Below are 20,574 nucleotides of genomic sequence, written 5' to 3'. Positions count from 1 at the left end.
CCGTCAGAGCCCACGCATGCGGACGACGAGTTCTTCGACTAGCGGCTCGCGTTGCTCGGCCTGCGCCGGCGTCCTGCCCGCCATCGCCGGCAGTTCCTCCGGCCGCTGCTCGGAGAACCGCATGCGCATCGTCGTCGCCACCGCCTCGCCGAAGGCGATCGCCTCGCGATTGCCGATAGAGGATAGGAAGGCGATGGTGCTGGCCGAGGCATCGGCGATCGCGGCCCGGATGATCTCCTGGTCGCGGTCGTTGCCGAGGCGCATGGCGAAAACGGTCGAGCATTGCGACAGGATGGTCGGGTCGAGCTCGCCCGGACGCTGGGTGACGATGCCGAGATAGGCGCCGTATTTGCGCCCCTCCTTGGCGATGCGGGCGATGGCCTGGCGCGTCGGGGCGAAGCCGAGCGCCTGGTCCTGCGGCACATAGCGATGCGCCTCCTCGCAGAGCAGCAGGATCTCGTAGCTGCCGCGGCTCGCCATGGCGAGGTCGAAGGCGAGCCGCGCGAGGCTGGACGCGACCGCGTTGACGACCTCCGAGGGCAGCCCGGCGAGCTGGAAGACAGTGATGGGCCGGCCCCGATGCGGCACGCGGAAGACCTGGCTGATCACCGGGGCGATCGTCTCCATACTGTTGGCATGGGCGAAGAGGAAACCGTACCGCGGGTCGCCATGCAGCGTCTCCAGCCGCACCCTGAGCGCGCGCAGCGTCGTGCGCGGATAGCGCAGCTCGTGCAGGCCGATCAGTTCGTCGATCGCTGCGAACAGGTCGGCGAGGCGATAGGGCGCGGCCAGTTCCGCCGTTCCGCTGCTTTCGCCCGGCTTGCGCGCGCCGGGTTCCAGCGGCCGCTTCAGCACGCTGCTGCCCAGATCGCGCGCCATGTCGTGGGCGGAGACGACGCGGTAGCGGCCGCGGGCGACGGCGATGACCTCGCGCAGAATCTCGGCCTCGTCCTCCAACGGCGGGCGGCCGCGGAAGACGATGTCGGCGAACTCCTCGAAGCGGAACAGCCAGAACGGCAGGTCCAGCATGCTCGCATCGATCCGGGCGGAGTTCTCGGGGAAGGCGTGGGCGTATTCGTTATGCGGATCAAGGATCAGCACGCGCAGATTTGGCTTGGCCGCGATCGCTTTGCGCAGGATCAGCGCGACGGCGCTCGACTTGCCGACGCCGGTGGTGCCTAGCACGGCGAAATGCCGTGACAACAGACGCTCGATGTCGACGCTCGCCGACACGCTGGCATCCTGGGTCAGGCTGCCCAAGGCAACGCCCTTGCGCTGCCCGAGATCGTGGATGTGCTCCAGGTCGCGCGAGCGGATGCGATGCGCCAGCGCGCCGATCGGCGGATAGCTGGTGATGCCGCTGTCGAAGCGAGCGGTTCCGCTCTCGCCGTCGACGACCTCGCCGAGCAGCTCGACCTCGACAGCGATGGAATTGGGCCCGGCCTCGTTCCAGGCCCGGTCCAGCGCACGCATCTCGTAGACCAGCCCGACGATCCGGCTCCTGCCGAGATTGATCGAGAGCAGGCGGCCGATGGCGCAGCCGTCAAGCGTTCCCCCGGATGCGCTCGCCGCGATGGTGGCGCGCGAGCCGGAACAGGCGATCACGCGGCCGAGCGCACGGTCGGCCGGCCGGTTCGGATCACGCCGATCGGCGGTGATCTCGCTCTCGAACTGCCGATGGTTCGCGGGAAGCTGCATGACAGGTCGGAAAACGCCTCGGGGAGATTTCGGAGGCTAGTTTCCAGGACTTAACAACGGCCATACCGCATATTTCGTGCATTTTTTACGACTACACGCATTACGCGCATCGATTGATCAAGAACGCTAACAGTGTCGATCACATTGCTTGCCTTGAACCGTCGCCGGCTGCGGCGTAGACGGCAGGTAACGGAGGGGCGACGATGACTGAGAACCGCTTGCGCCTGGGCGTGAACATCGACCATGTCGCGACCGTGCGGAACGCACGCGGCGGCGCCCTGCCCGATCCGGTGCGCGCCGCCCTTCTCGCGGTGGCCGCCGGCGCCGACGGCATCACCGCCCATTTGCGCGAAGACCGGCGCCATATCCGCGACGCCGACATGGCAAGGCTGGCAACCGAATTGTCCAAGCCGCTCAATTTCGAGCTGGCCGCCACGGCGGAGATGATCGGCCTCGCCGAGCGGTTCAAGCCGCATGCCGCATGCCTCGTGCCCGAGAAGCGCGAAGAGCGCACCACCGAGGGCGGGCTCGACGTGGTCGGCCAGGCGCAGGCGCTGGCTGCCCCGATCGCCCGCCTGAAGGCGGCTGGCTGCCGCGTCTCGCTGTTCATCGAGGCTGACGAGGCGCCGATCGCAATGGCGGCCAAGCTCGGCGCGCCAGTGGTCGAGTTGCATACCGGCACCTGGTGCCATGCTGTCGCCGACGGCCATGCCGAGAAAGCGGAAGCCGAGTTCCAGCGGCTCGCCCATGGCGCGGCCTTCGCCGCCTCGCTCGGCCTCGAGGTCCATGCCGGCCACGGGCTCGACTACGACACCGCCCGCAAGCTCGCCGGCGTCCCTGACTTCGTCGAGTTCAACATCGGCCATTTTCTGATCGGCGAAGCGATCTTCGTCGGGCTGGAGACGGCGATCGCCGTGATGCGGCGGGCGATGGACGAAGGCCGCGCCGCCAGCTGATCGTCATTGCGAGCGTCAGCGAAGCAATCCAGCAGGCGTATAGCTCTGCCGCCCCTGGATTGCTTCGTCGCTGCGCTCCTCGCAATGACGGGATGTTTTCAGCCGAGCCGGTATGCTCTAAAGCCGCAGCATGATCCTCGGCATCGGCTCCGATCTCTGCGACATCCGCCGCATCGAGAATTCGCTCGCCCGCTTCGGCGAGCGCTTCACGCAGCGCATCTTCACCGAGGGCGAGCAGGCAAAATCCGATCGGCGCGCCACGCGCGCTGCATCCTATGCTCGCCGCTTCGCCGCCAAGGAGGCCTGCTCGAAGGCGCTCGGCACCGGCATCCGCTCCGGCGTGTTCTGGCGCGACATGGAGGTGGTGAACCTGCCGAGCGGGCGGCCAACCATGCGGCTCACGGGCGGCGCTGCGACGCGACTTGCCGAGATGCTCCCGCCGGGCCATGAGGCGGTCGTGCATGTCTCACTGACCGACGATCCGCCTCTGGCCCAAGCCTTCGTGGTGATCGAGGCCAGGCCCATCAAGGCCTGACCTCGGAGCGCGGATATCGCGCGGTCTTGCGTCAGCCGGTGACCTGGTCCTGCGACTCGCCGCTCAGCCAGCGATAGATGACGCCGCCGAGCACGCCGCCGATGATCGGCGCCACCCAGAACAGCCAGAGCTGCTGCAGGGCCCAGCCGCCGACGAACAGCGCCGGGCCGGTCGAGCGGGCCGGGTTCACCGAGGTGTTGGTGACCGGGATGCTGACGAGGTGGATCAAGGCAAGGCCGAGGCCGATGGCGAGTGGGGCGAAGCCGGCCGGCGCCTTGCCATGGGTCGCGCCCATGATGATGAACAGGAACATCATGGTCATCACCACCTCGGTCAGGAAGGCCGAGGCCAGTCCGTATTTGCCGGGCGAATGCTCGCCATAGCCATTGGAGGCGAAGCCCTTGGCGAGGTCGAAGCCGGGCGCGCCGACCGCGATGAAATAGAGCACGGTGGCGGCGAGGATGGCGCCGACGACCTGGGCGACGATGTAGGGCACCACCTGGCCGGCCGGGAAGCGCCCGCCGGCGGCGAGGCCGATCGTGACGGCCGGATTGAGGTGGCAGCCGGAGATATGGCCGATCGAATAGGCCATGGTGACGACGGTCAAACCGAACGCGAGAGAGACGCCAAGCAACCCGATGCCGACCTGCGGAAAGCCCGCCGCGATCACGGCGCTGCCGCAGCCGGCGAAGGTCAGCCAGAAGGTCCCGATCACCTCTGCGACATAGTTTCTCGTGCTCATGTCGATTCGCCCTTTGGTTGCGATCACAGGACTGTGATCGCGGCGCAACCCAGCGTCAATCTGGCGCAGACGTAAGGGCAAGTCGCGCCGATGCAGGGCGGCCTCCCTATCGTCACAGGTCGCCGCAGGCCGCGGTTCTGCGCTGCCTCCGTCTGCGACCGGGCCTGCCTTCGGCAGCGCCCGCAGGGGCGCCCTGCGCTGCGGGCACCATGCGGGGCTTTTCGGCGCCGGCCGATAGGAGTATCGGCACGGCGTGCCTTCGGCCCATGCAAGGGCCGTCCATCCCACCCATATTGCCTTGCCAGATCGCGCCTTCGTTGTCCGACGCACGATAGTCGGCTAGACCGCGCACTTGAAACGCAGCCAGCAGGAGCCCGCGCGTGGCGAACGACGCCGAGATCAAGAGCAAGACCAAGGACGAAGGCGGCATCCTCGAGACGGTCAAGGTCGTCGTCCAGGCCCTGCTCATCGCCCTGGTGATCCGCACCCTGCTGTTCCAGCCCTTCAACATTCCCTCGGGCTCGCTGATCCCGACGCTGCTGATCGGCGACTATCTGTTCGTCTCGAAATACACCTACGGCTATTCGAAGCATTCGATGCCGTTCAGCCCGCCGCTGTTCCAGGGCCGGATCTGGGCCGCCGAGCCCAAGCGCGGCGACATCGCCGTGTTCAAGCTGCCGAGCGACGGCTCGACCGATTACATCAAGCGCGTCATCGGCCTGCCGGGCGACCGCATCCAGATGATCGACGGCGTCCTGCACATCAACAACACGCCGGTGAAGCGCGAGCGGATCGCCGATTTCGTCACCACCGATGCCTGGGGCCGCGCCACCCCCGCGATCCAGTATCGCGAGACCCTGCCGAACGGGGTCAGCCACCAGATCATCGAGCGCGAGGGCGACACCGGCACCTTCGACAATACGCCGGTCTACACGGTGCCGGCCGGCCATTTCTTCATGATGGGCGACAATCGCGACAACTCGCTCGATTCGCGCGACCGCAGCGTCGGCTATGTGCCGTTCGAGAACTTCGTCGGCCGCGCCGAGATCATCTTCTTCTCGATCGACGAGGGCGCGTCGGCCTGGCGCATCTGGGAATGGCCCTGGACAGTGCGCTGGAACCGCATGTTCTCGACGATCAAGTGAGCAAGACGACCGATAGCGGCCGCAAGCTGCCCGAGCTCTCGCGGCTCGAGGACAAGCTCGGCCACCGCTTCCGCGACCGGGCCCTGCTGGAGACGGCACTCACCCATATGAGCGCCGATCCGCGCCGGCTCGCGAGCTACCAGCGGCTTGAATTCCTCGGCGACCGCGTGCTCGGCCTCTCCGTCGCCGACATGTTGTTCACCACCTATCCGCAGGCCGAGGAAGGCGACATGTCGCGCCGCCTCGCCGATCTCGTGCGCAAGGAGACCTGCGCCGCGGTCGCGGCCGCCTGGGATGTCGGCCCGCACTTACGGCTCGGCGAGGGCGAGATCCTCTCGGGAGCCCGCAAGAACAGGGCGATCCTGGCCGATGCCTGCGAGGCGATCATCGGCGCGGTCTTCATCGACGGCGGCTATGGCGCGGCGCGCAAGCTGGTCGAGGCCGGCTTCGGCGAGCGGCTGCTGACGCCGGCGACGCCGCTGCGCGACGCCAAGACCGCGCTGCAGGAATGGGCGCAGGGCCAGGGCCATCCGACCCCGACCTATGCCGAGCGCGGCCGCTCCGGTCCCGACCATGCGCCGATCTTCCGCATCGCGGTTCGGATCGGCTCCTTGGCGGAAGCCGAAGCCGAAGGGCGCTCGAAGCGGCTGGCCGAGCAGGCGGCGGCCGAAGCCTTCCTGCGACGGCAAGGATTGTGGAACGAAGGGGCGGAGGCCGACCATGGCTGAAGGCGACCAGCAAACCCGCTGCGGCTTCGTCGCGCTGATCGGCGCGCCCAACGCCGGCAAGTCGACGTTGCTCAACCAGCTCGTCGGCGCCAAGATCTCGATCGTCTCGCGCAAGGTGCAGACGACGCGCACCCAGGTGCGCGGCATCGCCCTGTCGGGGCCGACGCAGATCATCTTCGTCGACACGCCCGGCATCTTCGCGCCCAAGCGCCGGCTCGACCGCGCCATGGTGACCAGCGCCTGGGGCGGCGCGACCGATGCCGACCTGATCGGCGTGCTGATCGATGTCGGCCGCTTCGACCATGAGGAGAACACCGCGCTGCTGGAAAGGCTCGCCCAGCTGAAGCAGCCGAAGTTCCTGATCCTCAACAAGATCGACACGATCCCGAAGGAGAAGCTGCTCGCCATCACCGCAGCGGTGAACGAGCAGTCCAAATTCGAGACGACCTTCATGGTCGCGGCGCTGACCGGCTATGGCGTCAAGGATATCCTCAGCTGGCTCGAGACCCGGCTGAAGCCCGGCCCCTGGCTCTATCCGGAGGATCAGATCTCGGATGCGCCGCTGCGCTTCCTCGCCGCCGAGATCACCCGCGAGAAGATCTTCGAGCGGCTGCATGACGAGCTGCCCTATCGCTCGACCGTCGAGACGGAGAGTTGGCAGCAGCGCCCGGACGGCTCGGTCCGGATCGAGCAGACGATCTATGTCGAGCGCGAGGGCCAGCGGAAGATCGTCCTCGGCGAAGGTGGCCAGACGATCAAGGCGATCGGCCAAAAGGCTCGCGTCGAGATCGCCGAAGCGGCCGAGGCGAAGGTCCACCTCTTCCTCTTCGTCAAAGTTCGCGAAAACTGGAGCGACGATCCGGAGCGCTATCGCGAGATGGGGCTGGACTTTCCAAAAAGCTGAATACCTGCGTGTCCGCACGCGCAAATGGCAAAATTCGATCACAATCTTGCGCGGCACGTCGCATTCACCACATAAACACCGAAGGACCGCTCGATTTGGAGCATCAGCCTGACATTATTCAACCTTGATCCGTGCCGATTCTTATTGATCGACCGTATTTAAGCTAGGAGCCATTACATGGCAGGTGAACCGCGCATCGCGCTCTTCATCGACGGAGCCAACCTCTACGCGACGTCGAAGCAGCTCGGCTTCGACATGGATTACCGACGTCTGCTCAAGGAATTCCAGGGCCGCGGCAATCTGATCAGAGCCTTCTACTTCACGACACTGGTAGAGAGCGAAGAATATACCTCGATCAGGCCGCTCGTCGACTGGCTCGACTACAACGGCTACCGGGTCATCACCAAGGCGGCGAAGGAATTCACCGACGCGACCGGCCGCCGGCGCGTCAAGGGCAACATGGACATCGAGCTCGCCATCGAGATGCTCGAGCTCGCCCCCCATCTCGACCACATCTACCTGTTCTCGGGCGATGGCGACTTCCGCCCGCTGGTCGAGGCGGTGCAGCGCAAGGGCGTCAAGGTCTCGGTGGTCTCGACCATCAACACCAACCCGCCCATGGTCGCCGATGATCTGCGCCGGCAATGCGACGAGTTCGTCGAGCTCGCCACCCTGATGCAGAAGGTCGGGCGCGACCCGGCCGAGCGGGCCGCCCGCGCCCCGGGGCAAGGCAATCCCGGGCTGGAGCGTCGCTACGGCATCCGCCAGGGCGACGAGACGCCGGAGAGCTGAACCGACCCTGCCCTGCCGCGTTGTCGATGTGTGAGCCGGTCGCGCAGCCCGGCGGGTACTTGACCCCGACCGCCACTCGCGCAACCTCTGCTTCCGCAACGACATCCGGAGGGCATGCCTTGGAACGCCGCAGCTTTCTCACCGGCCTTGTGGCCGGTTCCGCATCCGCCCTCATCATCGCCCGCCCGGCGCTGGTACTGGCGCAGACTGCACCGGCTCCGGCCGCCCCGCCGCCGGTCTTCACCCTGCCGAAGCTGTCCTACGCCTATGAGGCGTTGGAGCCGACCATCGACGCGCAGACCATGCGCATCCACCATTCGCTGCATCACCAGGCCTATGTGAACGGCGCCAATGCCGCCGCCGGCCAATGGGAAGCCCTGCGCACCACGCCGATCGCGACGGTACTCGCCGATCTCAGCGCCGCGCCCGAAGCCGTCCGTACCGCCGTGCGCAACAATGTCGGCGGCCACTGGAACCACAGCTTCTTCTGGGAGCTGATGACGCCGGGCGGGGCGCAGCAGCCCGGCGCGGAGCTGAAGAGCGCGATCGACGGCGCCTTCGGCTCGCTCGACGAGCTGACGAAACGGGTCAATCAGGCCGGCGCCACGCGCTTTGGTTCGGGCTGGGCCTGGCTCGTCGTCGGCAAGGACAAGAAGCTCGCCGTCATCTCGACCGCGAACCAGGACACGCCGCTGGAACTCGGCGCCAAGCCCGTGCTCGGCGTCGATGTCTGGGAGCACGCCTACTACCTGAAATACCAGAACCGCCGGCCGGAATACCTCGCTGCCTGGTGGAAGACGGTGAACTGGGACAAGGCGAACGAGAACTTCAAGAAGGCGAACGGCTGACCGGCGGAACCTTCCTCGGCTTTTCCCGTTGTGGTTGCAGCGGGAAAAGCCAGGAGCGGCCATGCCGGACGATGTCAGCGAGATCGCGCGCGCCTCTTATCAGGCCTATGTCGACAAGGACCGGGCCGCGCTCGAAGCTCTCATCGCCGAGGATTTCCATTTCACCAGCCCGCTCGACAACCGGCTCGATCGCGAGACCTATTTCGAGCGGTGCTGGCCGAACAGCGAACGCATTCGCGCCTGTACGTTCAAGCATCTCATCGCGATCGGCGAGACGGTCTTCGTGACCTATGACGGCGAGGCCAGCGACGGCAAGGGCTTCCGCAATACCGAGATCCTGACGATCCGCGACGGCAAGATCGTCGAGGTGGAGGTCTATTTCGGCTGGTCCCTGCCTCACTCCGCTCCGGATGGAGGCTTCGTGGAGTCCGGCGAAGTCAGCTGACAGCGGCGGCGGGCTAGAGGAATCTCACGATTCTCTGAATCGTGGAATTGCCCTAGATTCCTGCTTTATCGCATTTTCTTCACGCGAACCGGATCCACTTCGCTCGAAAATGCTCCAGCACCCTCACCCGCCCGTCTTCAGGATTCGCGCCTTGTCGCGATTCCAGTCGCGGGTCTTCTCGGTCTCGCGCTTGTCGTGCAGCTTCTTGCCCTTGCCGAGGCCGAGCTCGACCTTCGCCCGACCCTTGTCGTTGAAATAGACCTTGAGCGGGATGACGGTGAAGCCCTCGCGCTGGATCGCACCCATCAGCTTGTTGATCTGGCGGCGATGCAGCAGCAGCTTCCGCGGCCGGCGGACATCATGGTTGAAGCGGTTGGCTTCGAGATATTCCGGGATATGGGCGTTGAACAGGAAGAGCTCGTTGCCCATCGGCCCGGCATAGCTCTCGCCGATCGTCGCCTTGCCGCCACGCAGCGACTTGATCTCGGTGCCCTGCAGGGCGATGCCGGCCTCAAGCGTCTCGGTGATGGCATAGCTGTAGCGCGCCTTGCGGTTGTCGGCCGCAAGCTTGTAGCGCTCTGGATCTGGCTTGCTCATCGAAACTCTCCGGTAGTCGGCATCGCCGGCTACCTCACTTAAGCATTCAGCAGGCCGGCGTGAACCATGGCGCTGCGAATGACTTCGCCGGTCGCTGGCGTCACCGGCAGCAGCGGCAGGCGGACCTCTTCCTCGATCCGGCCGAGGCGCTTCAGCCCGTGCTTGGCGCCGGCAAGGCCGGGCTCCTTGAAGATGGCGTCGTGCAGCGGCACCAGCCGGTCCTGGAGCTTCAGGGCACCGGCATAGTCGCCCTTCAGCGCGCAGGCCATCAGATCGGCGCAGAGCTTCGGCGCGACATTGGCGACGACCGAGATGCAGCCATGGCCGCCGGCGGCCATATAGGCCAGTGCGGTCATGTCCTCGCCCGAAAGCTGGATGAAGTCCGGCCCCAGCACATGGCGCTGCTGCGAGACGCGGGCGAGATTGGCGGTCGCGTCCTTCACGCCGGCGATGTTCTTGAGCTCATAGAGCCGCGCCATGGTCTCGACCGACATGTCGACCACCGAGCGCGGCGGGATGTTGTAGATGATGATCGGGATGCCGATCGCATCGTTCACCGCCTTGAAGTGCTGGTACATGCCTTCCTGGGTCGGCTTGTTGTAATAGGGCGTGACCACGAGCACCGCGTGCGCTCCGGCCTTCTCGGCATGCTTCGCCAGCGAGATCGCCTCGGTGGTGTTGTTCGAGCCGGCGCCCGCGATGACCGGCACCCGGCCCTTGGCCTGGTCAATGACGATCTCGGTGACGTGACCGTGCTCGTCATGGCTGAGCGTCGGGCTTTCGCCGGTGGTGCCGACGGGAACCAGCGCCGTCGAGCCGCTCTCGATCTGCCAGTCGACCAGGGCGCGCAACGTCGCCTCGTCGATCTTTCCGCCCTTGAACGGCGTCACCAGCGCGGGCATCGAACCGGTGAGTGGCGCATGCTTGGTCATGGACGGTCCTGAAAACGACAAAGTTCAGCGTGAAACGGGCGACAGACATAGCCTTTCAGCTGCAGTCCGCAAAGCCGGCAACCCATCAAAAATCGTGGCCGCATAGTTAGGACTTCGTAAAGCTCCCTGCGGGAGCATGGCCTACTGCTACGATCCGGCTTGCTTGGGGGGACCCCTTGATGGCGCTATCGCCGGGCCGACGGTTCTTCGGAGCTGGCCTGACGCTTATCCTTGTTGCGGTTGGACCCTGCTCTGCGGGCCCTGACGGCTCGCATCCGCTGCAGATCGAGCGTCTGGCGCGCGTCAACACGAGCGACGATACCGGACCAGCGAGCGTCGATGTCGGCGTGACGGCCTCGCTCGCGCCGCAGAGCGAGCCGCCCGCATCGCCCGTGCCGCCGGCCGCGCTCCTCCGGCCGGAGGAGCGCATCGATCTCGAACCGCTGAAGAAGGCGGTCGCGGCCTATCGCGCCGGCAAGCTCGAGGAAGGCGACGCCATCGCCCGCGGCATCGACGACAAGGCGGTGCGCGGCATGCTCGAATGGGTGGCGCTGCGCAGCCTGTCGAACGTCGTCAGCTTCGAGCGCATCGCCGAATTCCTCGACGCCTTCCCGAATTACCCCGGCACGACGCCGTTCCGCCGGCGGGCCGAAGCCGCGCTGGTCAACGACCGGCGCTCACCCGAGATTGTCCGCGCCTTCTTCCATGGCCGCGAGCCGATCAGTCCGGCCGGACGCGTCGCGCTGGCGCGGGCCCTCGCCGCCGAGGGCAAGACGGACGAGGCGCTGGCGCTCGCGCGCCGGACCTGGCTCAAGGACCATCTCGGCGCCGGGCTCGAAAAGATCGTGCTCGATAATTTCGGCGACAAGCTCAGCACCGCCGATCATCGCCTGCGCACCGAGCGCTATCTCTTCGCCGGAAAGAGCGAGGAGGCGCTGCGCAACGCCGCCCGCGTCTCGCAGGACTATGTCGCCCTCGCGAAGGTCCGCCTCGCCAGCGCCAAGGCCAAGGGACCGATCGCGCAGAAGCAGATCGACGCCGTACCGGCGCCCCTCAAGAAGGACATTTCCTTCGCCTTCCTGCAGGCGCAGCAGGCCCGCCGCTCCGGCAAGCCGGCCGACGCCGCCAAGGCGATCGCCGACGTGCCGCGCGACCCGGCTGTGCTCGGCGATGGTGATGGCTGGTGGGAGGAGCGCCGGCTGATCGCCCGCAAGCTGCTCGACGAGGGCGACGCCAAGGGCGCCTATGCGGTCGCCGCCGGCCATGGCGCCGAGGATACGGCCGAGCGCATCGATGCCGAATGGCATGCCGGCTGGATCGCGCTGCGCTTCGAGAAGGATGCCGAGCGGGCGGCCAAGCATTTCGCCGAGGCCGCCAAGATCGCCGAGACGCCGATCTCGGTGGCGCGCGCCACCTATTGGCAAGGCCGCGCCGCCGACGCGCTCGGCAAAACCGACGAGGCGAAGACCTTCTACGCCCGCGCCGCCGAACACTCGATCACCTATTACGGCCAGCTCGCCCGTGCCCGGCTCGGCCTCACCGACCTGCCGGTGCGGCGCACCATCGCGGCGCCGCTGGCGCATCTGCCCGGCTTCAAGGCGGCCAAGCTGCTCTATGCGATCGAGGCGCCCGATCTTGCTGGGCAATTGCTGATCGACCTGTCGCAGCGCCTGCACGACGCCGCCGCGCTCGAAGCGATCGCCGACATCGCCCGCCAGCGCGGCGACGCCAAGACCCTGCTGACCATCGGCAAGCTCGCGCTGCAGCGCGGCTTCCCGCTCGACGAAGCCGCCTTCCCGACCTTCGGCGTGCCGGAATTCCCGTCGGTCGGCGATCCGATGGAGCGCGCCATCGTCCACGCCATCGCCCGGCAGGAGAGCGCCTTCGATCCGGCCGCGGTCTCGCATGCCGGCGCGCTCGGCCTGATGCAGATGATGCCGGCGACCGCGCGCGAGACGGCAAAGCGGGCGCAATTGCCGTTCGAGCTCGACAAGCTCACCAAGGACCCGCTCTATTCGGCCAAGATGGGCGCGGCCCATCTCAACGACCTGCTCGGCGACTGGCGCGGCTCCTACATCCTGACCTTCGCCGCCTATAATGCCGGCTCCGGCAATGTGAAGAAATGGATCGCGGCCTATGGCGATCCGCGCACGCCCGAGGTCGACGCGGTCGACTGGGTCGAGCGCATCTCCTTCACCGAGACGCGCAATTACGTGCAGCGGGTGATGGAGAACCTGCAGGTCTACCGCCAGCGCCTCAACCAGCGCACCGCCTATATGATCGACTACGACCTGAAGCGGGGCGGCAAGCGGGACTGAGCATTCCCTTCCCCCCTTGCGGGCGACGGTGGCAGCGCGACGTGCTGACGGATGAGGGGTCGCGCTGGCCTTTCCGTCATGGTCGGGCTTGTCCCGACCATCCACGTCTTCCTTTGACGAATGCGGTGTTCAAGACGTGGATGCTCGCCACAAGGGCGAGCATGACGGAAAGGTCGTGCGACCCCTCACCCTAGCCCTCTCCCGCAGGGGGAGAGGGAATGGCGCTCCTCGTCCCATCGCACTCCGTGTCCTGAACCGCACCTTGCGCTTCGCTGCGTCGCAAGTGCCCTCCCCGCAACAATCATCCCTGCCATTTGCAATATTTGAAACTTTCAAGTATCTGCCCTTCCAAACGCACAAGGGAGGAGTTCAGATGCTGCCGGACATTGCCGCGCATGCGCCGACTTTGCAGGCTTGGCGCCGCGACCTTCATGCCCATCCCGAAACCGCTTTCGAGGAAGTCAGGACCTCGGCCTTCGTGGCTGAGACGCTGGCCTCGTTCGGCGTCACCGTCCATCGCGGCCTCGGCGGCACCGGCCTCGTCGGCGTGATCGAGGGCGCCGCGCCCGGCCCGACCATCGGCCTGCGTGCCGACATGGACGCCCTGCCGATGGAGGAGGAGACCGGGGCCGACTACCGCTCGACCGCGCCCGGCCGCTTCCATGGCTGCGGCCATGACGGCCACACGGTCATGCTGCTCGGCGCTGCCCGGCACCTCGCGGCCAATCCGCCCAAGCGCGGCAAGGTCCACCTGATCTTCCAGCCGGCCGAGGAGGTCGGGCTCGGCGCCAAGCGCATGATCGAGGACGGTCTGTTCGAGCGCTTCCCCTGCTCGGAGGTCTATGCGCTCCACACCATCCCGCTCTATGCCGAAGGCACCGCCGCGGTGCGGCCCGGCCCGACGCTCGCCGGCATCGCCGCCTTCGAGATCAGGATCGACGGCGTCGGCGGCCATGGCGCAGCCCCGCACACCACGATCGACCCGCTGCAGGTCGCGGCCCGGCTCGCGACCGAGATCTCCTCGATCGTCGGCCGGCATGTCGACCCGCTGGCGCCGGCGGTGATCAGCCTCGGGCGCCTCACGGCCGGTACCGCACCGAACATCATTCCCGCCTCGGCCGAGCTCAGCGGCACGATCCGGACCTATGATCCGGCGGTCGAGGCAGTGATCCTCCAGAAATTGGACGCGATCTGCCAGGGCTTCGCGGTGATGTCGGGCTGCAAGATCGTCTGCAGCCAGAAGGCGAGCTGCCTGCCCTGCGTCAACGATCCGCGCGCGGCTGCGGCCGCAGCGGCCGCAGCCGGCGAGGTGCTCGGCGCTGGCAATGTCCAGACTGACCTGAAGCCCCTGCCCTTCTCCGACGATTTCGCGCTGATGCTCGACCAATGGCCGGGCGCCTACATCTTCCTCGGCCAGCCCGGCGCGATGTGCCACCACCCGACCTTCGATTTCGACGACCGCCTGCTGCCGGTCGGCGCCAGCATCCTTGCCCGCATCGCCACGCGCCAGGCCATGGAAGGGGCGAGCGCATGACCGCCGCCACGATCGAATCCGCCCAGCCGCGCTCGGCCTCGATGGTTCGCCGTGCCGTGATCTCCTCGGTGATCGGCAACGGGCTCGAATGGTACGACTTCCTGGTCTACGGCTTCTTCTCGACGATCATCGCGCAGGTCTTCTTCCCGAGCTCCGACCCGCTGGTCTCGGCACTGCTGACGGCGGCGACCTTCGCGATCTCCTTCCTGGTCCGGCCGGTCGGCGGGGTCCTGCTCTCGACCTATGCCGACCGCTTCGGCCGCAAGCCGATCCTGACGGTGATGATCCTGATCATGGGATTCTCGACCGTGCTGATCGGACTGACGCCGAGCTATGCCACGATCGGCATGCTGGCGCCGATCCTGGTCATCGTCGCGCGCATCCTGCAAGGCATCTCGGTCGGCGCCGAATTCGCCAGCGCCACCGCCATGCTGGTCGAATACGCGCCGCCGCGGAAGAAGATGCTCTATGGCAGCTTCCAGATGTGCTCGCAGGCGCTGGCGCTCGCGCTCGCGGCCTTCTCCGGCTATGCTCTCTCGACGCTGATGACGCCCGAAGCGCTGCAGAGCTGGGGCTGGCGCGTGCCCTTCCTGCTGGGCTCGCTGATCACGCCGCTCGGCTTCTATATCCGCCGCTTCGTCGATGAATCGCCGGAATACGAGAAGGATAGCGGCCCGAAAGTCAGGCAGACGCCGTTCCTGACCGTGCTGGCCGAGCATCGCAGCGCCCTGCTGCGCAGCTGCGCCATCATGATCCCCGGTACCGCCTCGAACTATGTCTGGTTCATCTTCCTGCCCGGCTATGTCGTGCGGCAACTGAAGCTGCCCTTCACCAGCGCGATGCTGAGCTCGCTGATCGGCGGCATCCTGCTCTTCATCTTCGTGCCGATCATGGGCCAGCTCGCCGATCGCTGGCACCCGCGCCGTGTCTGGCTCTGCGGCATGCTCGGTTTCGCGCTGCTGTCCTATCCGCTGTTGTCCTATGTCGTGACGGTGCCGAGCTTCGAGCGGCTGCTGATCGTGCAAGCGATCTGCGCCCTGCCGATCGCGGCGATCTGGGCGCCGACGCCGGGGCTGCTGGCCGGGATGTTCCCGACTACCGTGCGTTCGACCGGCATGTCGATCGCCTACAACATGGTGGTGCTGCTGTTCGGCGGGCTTGCGCCTTTCACCCTGACCTGGCTGGTGGCCAAGACCGGCTCGGACATGGTGCCGTCCTACTATCTGATCGCCTGCACGGTCCTGGCCCTGCTCGCGCTCTGGCAGGCCGATCGTGGCGAGGCCCGGCGTTGAGCCGGGCCGGCGAAATCGGGTAGGACGGTCATCAGCCTGCCAGAAGGAGCATCGACCTGCCCGAACCGTTCCTGACCTTTCGGATCGACCAGGTCAACCAGACCGCGATGGCGAAAGCCTCGCGGGTCTACAAGGAGAAGCTCGGCCTGAACATTCGCGAGCTGCGCGTGATCAGGACGATCGGCGACCAGCCTGGCCTGTCGTCCAAGGCGCTGTCGGAGGCCAGCTTCATCGAGCAGACGCTGGTGTCGAAGCATCTGCGCAAGCTCATTGCCGAGGGCTATATCCGGCGCGACCTCGAAAGCGCCGATGCGCGCCGCGTGGCGCTGCGCCTGACGGCGAAGGGCGAGAGCGTCCGGCAGGAGGCCGACCGCCTCGGCGAGGTCATGGAGCGCGATTTCGTTTCCGCCCTGACACAGGAAGAACTCGCGGTTTTCAACCATTGCATCGCCAAGCTGAAGGGCTGGGGTGCGTCGTAGGGCTCTTTGAACTCCCTCAGCCCTCATCCTGAGGAGCCGCAAAGCGGCGTCTCGAAGGATGCTCAGGAGGCTCCCGAGATAGCTGGAACATCCTTCGAGACGCAGCCTGCGGCTGCTCCTCAGGATGAGGGCTGAGGAGAACCTGCCTTCCGCCTCAATCATCGCCATGGTTAGGTGCGAAACGACGCCCTGCCCCTCGAGTCTCCCCCCGCATGAACTCCGATACCGGCTTCCGCCCCCACTTCATCAGCGCCCGTGACGGGCTGAAGCTGCATGTCCGCGAATACGGGCCACAGGCGGCGCCGAACCTGCCGATCATCTGCCTGCCGGGCCTCGCCCGCACCTCGGCCGATTTCCACGAGCTCGCCCTTGCCCTCGCGGAGGAAGGTCCCCGGCGAGTGCTCGCGCTCGACTATCGCGGCCGCGGCCGCTCCGACTACGCCAAGGACTGGCACGACTACGACATCCGCGTCGAGCTCGACGACCTCATGCAGGTGCTCGCCGCCACCGGTGTCGAGGAAGCCGTCTTCGTCGGCACCTCGCGCGGCGGGCTCCTGACTATGGCGCTGGCGGCGGCGCAACCGGCGGCGATCCGCGGCGCAGTGCTCAACGATGTCGGACCGGTGATCGATGCGCGCGGCCTGCTGCGCATCCGCGGCTATGTCGGCAAGCTGCCGACGCCGCGCAGCTTCGCCGAAGGCGCCGAGATCCTGAAACGGCTCTCCGACCAGCAGTTCCCGCTCTTCAGCGAGGCCGAATGGGAGATCATGGCGCGCCGAACCTGGACCGAGCGCAATGGCGCGCTGGTGCCGGACTATGATCCCCGCCTGCTGAAGACGCTGGAGGAGCTCGACCTTGAAGCGCCATTGCCAGAGCTCTGGCCCTATTTCGCGGCGCTGAACCATGTCCCGGTACTGGCGATCCGCGGCGAGAACTCCGATCTCCTGGCCGAGAAGACGCTGGAGGAGATGGGGCAGCGCCATCCTCGCTGCGAGATCTTCACCGCGCCAGGCCAGGGCCATGCCCCCCTGCTCGGCAGCAAGGACATGGTCCGCCGCATCGGCCGGCTGATCGCGAAGGCAGAGAAGCAGGCGGCTTGACGGCTTCGGCCCGTTCTCCGTCATGCTCGCCCTTGTGGCGAGCATCCACGTCATGAACACCGCATTCGATCGGCAGGGTGAAGACGTGGATGGTCGGGACAAGCCCGACCATGACGCGAAACTCAGCGCTTCCTCTTGCGCTTCTTCGCCTTGACGGCCCGCGAATGCTCGGTCTCGCCGCCACCGGCGAGGATCTTGGCCTCGGCCTGCCATTGCTCCGCGACGTCACGGCCCGGGAAGCCGGTGTGATGGGCGAGGAAGCGCAACTCGCCCGGTCCGAGCGCGACGATCTGGTCGAAATGCCAGATGCCGAGCGTGTTCAGCGTCTCGGCGATCGCCGGGCCGATTCCGTCGATCAGCCCAAGATCGTCCGGCTTGCCGCCGCGCGCGCCCGGCAGGAGGTTGCCCGGCCGCTTGCCTTCGAGCGCTGCGCCGGAGAGCGGAGCCGCCGTCACAGGCTCGACCGTGGTTGCGGTTCGCGCCAGCGCGGCTGCCTGAGCCACCCAGTCCTCGCGCTCGATCCGACCGGGAAAGGCGAGATAGGTGCCGACCCATTCGACGTTTTCGGGCGTCCAGGTAGCGATCTGGCTGAAATGCCAGATGCCGAGCGCATGCAGGCGTGTCTCGTTCTGCGGGCCGATCCCCTTGATCAGCTTGAGATCGTCCGCCTGCCCGCCGCGAGCGGCGGTGAAGCCGGCGGGGCGTCTGCCGGCGATCGCGTCCTCGCCGTCGACCTTTGGCATCGGGGCCGGTTCGCCGGCCTCTGCTTCGCTGGTCTTCGCCTGCGCCATAGGTGCCGGGAGCGCCGGGGCCGGCTGCGGCAAGGCGAGGCGCGGTGCCGGCGCAGCGAGCGCCGGGAGCGCCTCGCCTTCGCCGGCGAACAGGCTGCCGATCAGGCAGCCGGCGGCATAGGCGAGCAGATAGAGCAGCGCCGTCTCGATCCAGAACGCCGCCTGATCGTTGACCAGCCGGAGCCAGACCAGCGCAGCCAGAGCGGCCCAGAGCATGGCGAGGCCAACGACCGGGCCGCTGGCGAAGCCGCGCGGGCCGCCCCGGCCGGTCAGCCAGCCAAAGACCAGGCCCATGGCGAAGGCGGCGAGGAGAAACCAGGCGAACTGTGTCGCGAGATAGAGCATCGCCGGTCTCCTACTTCGCCACGGTGAACTGGACGCGGCGGTTTTTCACCCGCGCCTCCGGATCGCCATGGGCGACCAGCGGACGGTCGGTGCCGTAGCCCTTGACCTCGAGCTGGGTGGGGCCGATGCCGCGGCGGATCAGCTCCTCGCGAACCCGCAATGCCCGCCGGTTCGACAGGTCGAGATTGTTGAAGCCGCTGCGCTCGCCATCGAGATTGGCATGGCCCTCGATGGTGACGCGCGAGACCGGGCACTGCTTGAGGATGGCGGCCGCTTCGGTCATGGCCCGTTCGGTCACCGGATCGAGGGTGACGACCGCGGTGCCCTGGCCGAACATCACGTAATAGCGCTGGGTCAGCGCATCGAGCTCGTTCTGGCAGGTGCTCGGCGGATCGATGACGCAGCCGGTCTGGCGCATGCCGACCTCGGCCCTGCCGGAAAAGCCGTCCGGCAGGCCGCTGGCCAGATTGGTCGCGACCTCGTCGCGGATCAGCCCGCGGCAGGTCAGCCCGCGGACATTGACCTCGCGATCGACCACGCTGGCGGAGCCCAGGTCGAGCCGCAGCAGATCCTGGACCACGCCGCGCGCCGCGACCCCGAAGCCGGTCGGCGCCGCCGGCAGGATTTCGGTCTCGTCGCTGACACGCCCGCGCAAGGGCGACGCCTCGATCAAGGCCGCGATCGCGTCCTTGGCCGCGGCATCGGGCAGGTAGCCGTTGAGATAGCCGCCGGACTTGTCGATCGAGGCACTGAAGCCATAGCTGCGCAAGGTGAGCGCCGGCCGGCCCGAGAGCGAGAGCCCCGCCGGCAGCGCCTTAGCCTTCAGCGCATCCTCCAAAACCTGCCAGCCGGCCTTGTCCGCCGCCGCGCCGGTGAGGCTAAGCGCCGATCCGGCCAGCGAGACGCTGCCTTGTGCCATCTTGCCGAGAAGACCGAGGGCAAAGCGCGTCGCCTCGCCATAGTCGGGACCGCCGCGCGAGCTCGCCTCGATCACCGTCCGGTCGACGACCTCGCCGCCGGACAGCGCCGCACGCGCCGCCGCTAGCACGGCCGCCTTGGCCGCGGCATCAGGCGCGGCGCCTGAGAGGACGATACCGGTTTCGGACTTCTCAGCGCGCCATTGCAGCGGCCGCGGTACGACAGGCGGCGCAGGCTGCGGCTCGGTGGTTGCAGCCGGGCTCGGCGCGGCGGGGACCGGAGCGATCGGAGCCGAAGGCTGGCTGGCCGGTGCAGGCGTGCTCGGTGTCGGAGCGTTCGGTGTCGGCGGCGCATCGGTCGTTGGAGCGGGCACCGGCTCGCTCCTGGGCGCCGGTGGCGGAGGCGGTGGGCATGCGATGCTGGCGAGCGCGACCGAATCGGGGCCGTCACCCTGCGCGATGTTCAGCTTCAGCGCCTCGCAAGCCTCGTGATCTGCAGGACCCTGCCCGGAAATGCGATAGGCGTCGCCCTCGATCTCGGCCTTGCCGCTGCGCAGGCGCGCGAGATCGGCGATGGCGCGCGTCACCCTGGTCGCGAAGGCGGGCGGCTCGCCGGCCGCCAGCAGCATGCGATCGCTCACCGCAGCGCCCGAAGGGAAAGCCCGGCCGAGCAGCGCAGTGATTTCGCGACGCATCGCATCGGACGGGTAATAGCCGCTGACCGAGATCGCGCCGGATGCGCTCTTCTCAGCGCTCCAGCGATAAGGGCTCACCGTCGCCGGAGCGAGCATGCAGTCGACGCGCGTGAAGCCCTTCGGAGCGGCAGCCGCAGCGGCCTCGCGCAAGGCCTGGAAGCTCTCTGGCGTCGCGGCGGTGCCTTCGACGCAATAACGGGCATCGTCGAGGGCGACTTTGCCGGCGGAGAGGCGGCCGAGATCGCCCATCAGTGCGCCCGCGAGCTCGGCGAAACCGACCGGAGCGCCGAAAGCGACCTTCTGCTGGTCGTCGATCTTCAGATCCGGTGCCAGTGCCCGCGCCGCCGACAGCGTCGCCATGGCGGTCGCCTCGTCCGGCACGAAGCCGGACAGCGTCACGAGATTGCCCTGCCGCATCGCCGACCAGCTATAGGGTTTCTGGGCGATGACCTGTGTCAGCCCGCCGAGCACGCGCCGGACGCCGAATTCCGATTGCAGCTGAGCCAGCGCCTTGCTGGCGCCATCGGCCGTGACGGCCTCGCCGTCGAGATAGACGTCGCGCCCACTGACACGCACCGAGACGCCGCGCGCTCCCGATGCGGATCCCGCCACCGCGCTCGCGGCGAGTGCCCTCGCCTCGATGTCGCGGCGAACAGGCTCGGTATTCAGCGCATTGGCGGCTACCCAGACCAGGGACAGCGGAACAAGCCCCCAGAGCCAACTGGCCTGCCGCGCCATGCCGAAATCCCCGCCTTGTCCAAGGGCCGCCCGCACCGAATCC

The 20,574-nt window shown here is 67.3% G+C and carries 19 protein-coding genes; 13 read left to right on the top strand and 6 right to left on the bottom strand.

What is annotated here, in order from left to right:
• Window positions 1-3 precede the first annotated feature (3 nt).
• Complete coding sequence (locus AC3WLC_RS21380; protein WP_493685930.1) at window positions 4-1,698, bottom strand: ATP-binding protein; 1,695 nt, start codon at window positions 1,696-1,698, stop codon at window positions 4-6.
• Between the two features lie 203 nt (window positions 1,699-1,901).
• Between AC3WLC_RS21380 and AC3WLC_RS21375 the strand changes: the two genes are divergently transcribed.
• Complete coding sequence (locus tag AC3WLC_RS21375; protein WP_493685929.1) at window positions 1,902-2,654, top strand: pyridoxine 5'-phosphate synthase; 753 nt, start codon at window positions 1,902-1,904, stop codon at window positions 2,652-2,654.
• A gap of 130 nt (window positions 2,655-2,784) precedes the next feature.
• Window positions 2,785-3,189, top strand: a complete 405-nt coding sequence (acpS, locus tag AC3WLC_RS21370) for a holo-ACP synthase (RefSeq protein WP_493685928.1) — start codon at window positions 2,785-2,787, stop codon at window positions 3,187-3,189.
• A 31-nt stretch (window positions 3,190-3,220) separates the two neighbouring features.
• Here the strand turns inward: acpS and aqpZ are convergent, their stop codons facing one another.
• On the bottom strand, window positions 3,221-3,931 hold the full coding sequence (gene aqpZ, locus AC3WLC_RS21365) for an aquaporin Z (protein ID WP_346364475.1): 711 nt from the start codon (window positions 3,929-3,931) through the stop codon (window positions 3,221-3,223).
• Between the two features lie 380 nt (window positions 3,932-4,311).
• Here aqpZ and lepB point away from each other — a divergent pair, with 380 nt between their 5' ends.
• The 6 genes from lepB to AC3WLC_RS21335 all read left to right on the top strand — a co-directional run bounded on the left by lepB (window position 4,312) and on the right by AC3WLC_RS21335 (window position 8,793).
• Window positions 4,312-5,076 (top strand): signal peptidase I, encoded by a 765-nt coding sequence (lepB, locus tag AC3WLC_RS21360; protein WP_493685927.1) that lies wholly within the window; start codon window positions 4,312-4,314, stop codon window positions 5,074-5,076.
• Entirely contained in the window at window positions 5,073-5,804 is a 732-nt protein-coding gene (gene rnc, locus AC3WLC_RS21355) for a ribonuclease III (protein WP_493685926.1), read from the top strand. Before lepB ends, rnc begins: the two co-directional genes overlap by 4 nt.
• The gene (gene era / locus AC3WLC_RS21350) at window positions 5,797-6,708 is read left to right on the top strand and encodes a GTPase Era (protein WP_493685925.1); all 912 of its coding nucleotides are present in this window, start codon (window positions 5,797-5,799) and stop codon (window positions 6,706-6,708) included. Before rnc ends, era begins: the two co-directional genes overlap by 8 nt.
• Before the next feature lie 177 nt (window positions 6,709-6,885).
• Complete coding sequence (locus AC3WLC_RS21345) at window positions 6,886-7,500, top strand: LabA-like NYN domain-containing protein (protein ID WP_291680336.1); 615 nt, start codon at window positions 6,886-6,888, stop codon at window positions 7,498-7,500.
• A gap of 119 nt (window positions 7,501-7,619) precedes the next feature.
• Entirely contained in the window at window positions 7,620-8,348 is a 729-nt protein-coding gene (locus AC3WLC_RS21340; RefSeq protein ID WP_493685924.1) for a superoxide dismutase, read from the top strand.
• A 61-nt stretch (window positions 8,349-8,409) separates the two neighbouring features.
• Entirely contained in the window at window positions 8,410-8,793 is a 384-nt protein-coding gene (locus AC3WLC_RS21335; protein ID WP_493685923.1) for a nuclear transport factor 2 family protein, read from the top strand.
• Between the two features lie 123 nt (window positions 8,794-8,916).
• Here the strand turns inward: AC3WLC_RS21335 and smpB are convergent, their stop codons facing one another.
• A complete protein-coding gene (smpB, locus tag AC3WLC_RS21330) occupies window positions 8,917-9,390 on the bottom strand; it encodes an SsrA-binding protein SmpB (protein ID WP_137883819.1) in 474 nt (157 codons plus the stop codon).
• 38 nt (window positions 9,391-9,428) lie between these two features.
• Window positions 9,429-10,322, bottom strand: coding sequence for a 4-hydroxy-tetrahydrodipicolinate synthase (gene dapA, locus AC3WLC_RS21325; RefSeq protein WP_493685922.1), 894 nt, complete (start codon window positions 10,320-10,322; stop codon window positions 9,429-9,431).
• A gap of 179 nt (window positions 10,323-10,501) precedes the next feature.
• Between dapA and AC3WLC_RS21320 the strand changes: the two genes are divergently transcribed.
• From AC3WLC_RS21320 to AC3WLC_RS21300, 5 genes are all read left to right on the top strand, one after another.
• Window positions 10,502-12,640, top strand: coding sequence for a lytic transglycosylase domain-containing protein (locus AC3WLC_RS21320; protein ID WP_493685921.1), 2,139 nt, complete (start codon window positions 10,502-10,504; stop codon window positions 12,638-12,640).
• Between the two features lie 373 nt (window positions 12,641-13,013).
• A complete protein-coding gene (locus AC3WLC_RS21315; RefSeq protein ID WP_493685920.1) occupies window positions 13,014-14,174 on the top strand; it encodes an amidohydrolase in 1,161 nt (386 codons plus the stop codon).
• Entirely contained in the window at window positions 14,171-15,466 is a 1,296-nt protein-coding gene (locus AC3WLC_RS21310) for an MFS transporter (protein WP_493685919.1), read from the top strand. The genes AC3WLC_RS21315 and AC3WLC_RS21310 overlap by 4 nt, the downstream gene beginning before the upstream one ends.
• A gap of 107 nt (window positions 15,467-15,573) precedes the next feature.
• Window positions 15,574-15,945 carry a MarR family winged helix-turn-helix transcriptional regulator gene (locus AC3WLC_RS21305; protein ID WP_493685918.1) on the top strand — a complete coding sequence of 124 codons (372 nt, stop codon included), beginning with the start codon at window positions 15,574-15,576 and terminating at the stop codon, window positions 15,943-15,945.
• 212 nt (window positions 15,946-16,157) lie between these two features.
• Window positions 16,158-17,045 (top strand): alpha/beta fold hydrolase, encoded by an 888-nt coding sequence (locus tag AC3WLC_RS21300; protein WP_493685917.1) that lies wholly within the window; start codon window positions 16,158-16,160, stop codon window positions 17,043-17,045.
• 122 nt (window positions 17,046-17,167) lie between these two features.
• Here the strand turns inward: AC3WLC_RS21300 and AC3WLC_RS21295 are convergent, their stop codons facing one another.
• Complete coding sequence (locus AC3WLC_RS21295; protein WP_493685916.1) at window positions 17,168-18,181, bottom strand: helix-hairpin-helix domain-containing protein; 1,014 nt, start codon at window positions 18,179-18,181, stop codon at window positions 17,168-17,170.
• 10 nt (window positions 18,182-18,191) lie between these two features.
• On the bottom strand, window positions 18,192-20,531 hold the full coding sequence (locus AC3WLC_RS21290) for an OmpA family protein (RefSeq protein WP_493685915.1): 2,340 nt from the start codon (window positions 20,529-20,531) through the stop codon (window positions 18,192-18,194).
• Between the last annotated feature and the right edge of the window lie 43 nt (window positions 20,532-20,574).

It is taken from the genome of Allobosea sp. GW821-FHT03A12, assembly GCF_058986765.1.
The sequence above is the reverse complement of the archived record's forward strand: the minus strand, read 5'-3'. Positions and strand labels throughout refer to the sequence as shown.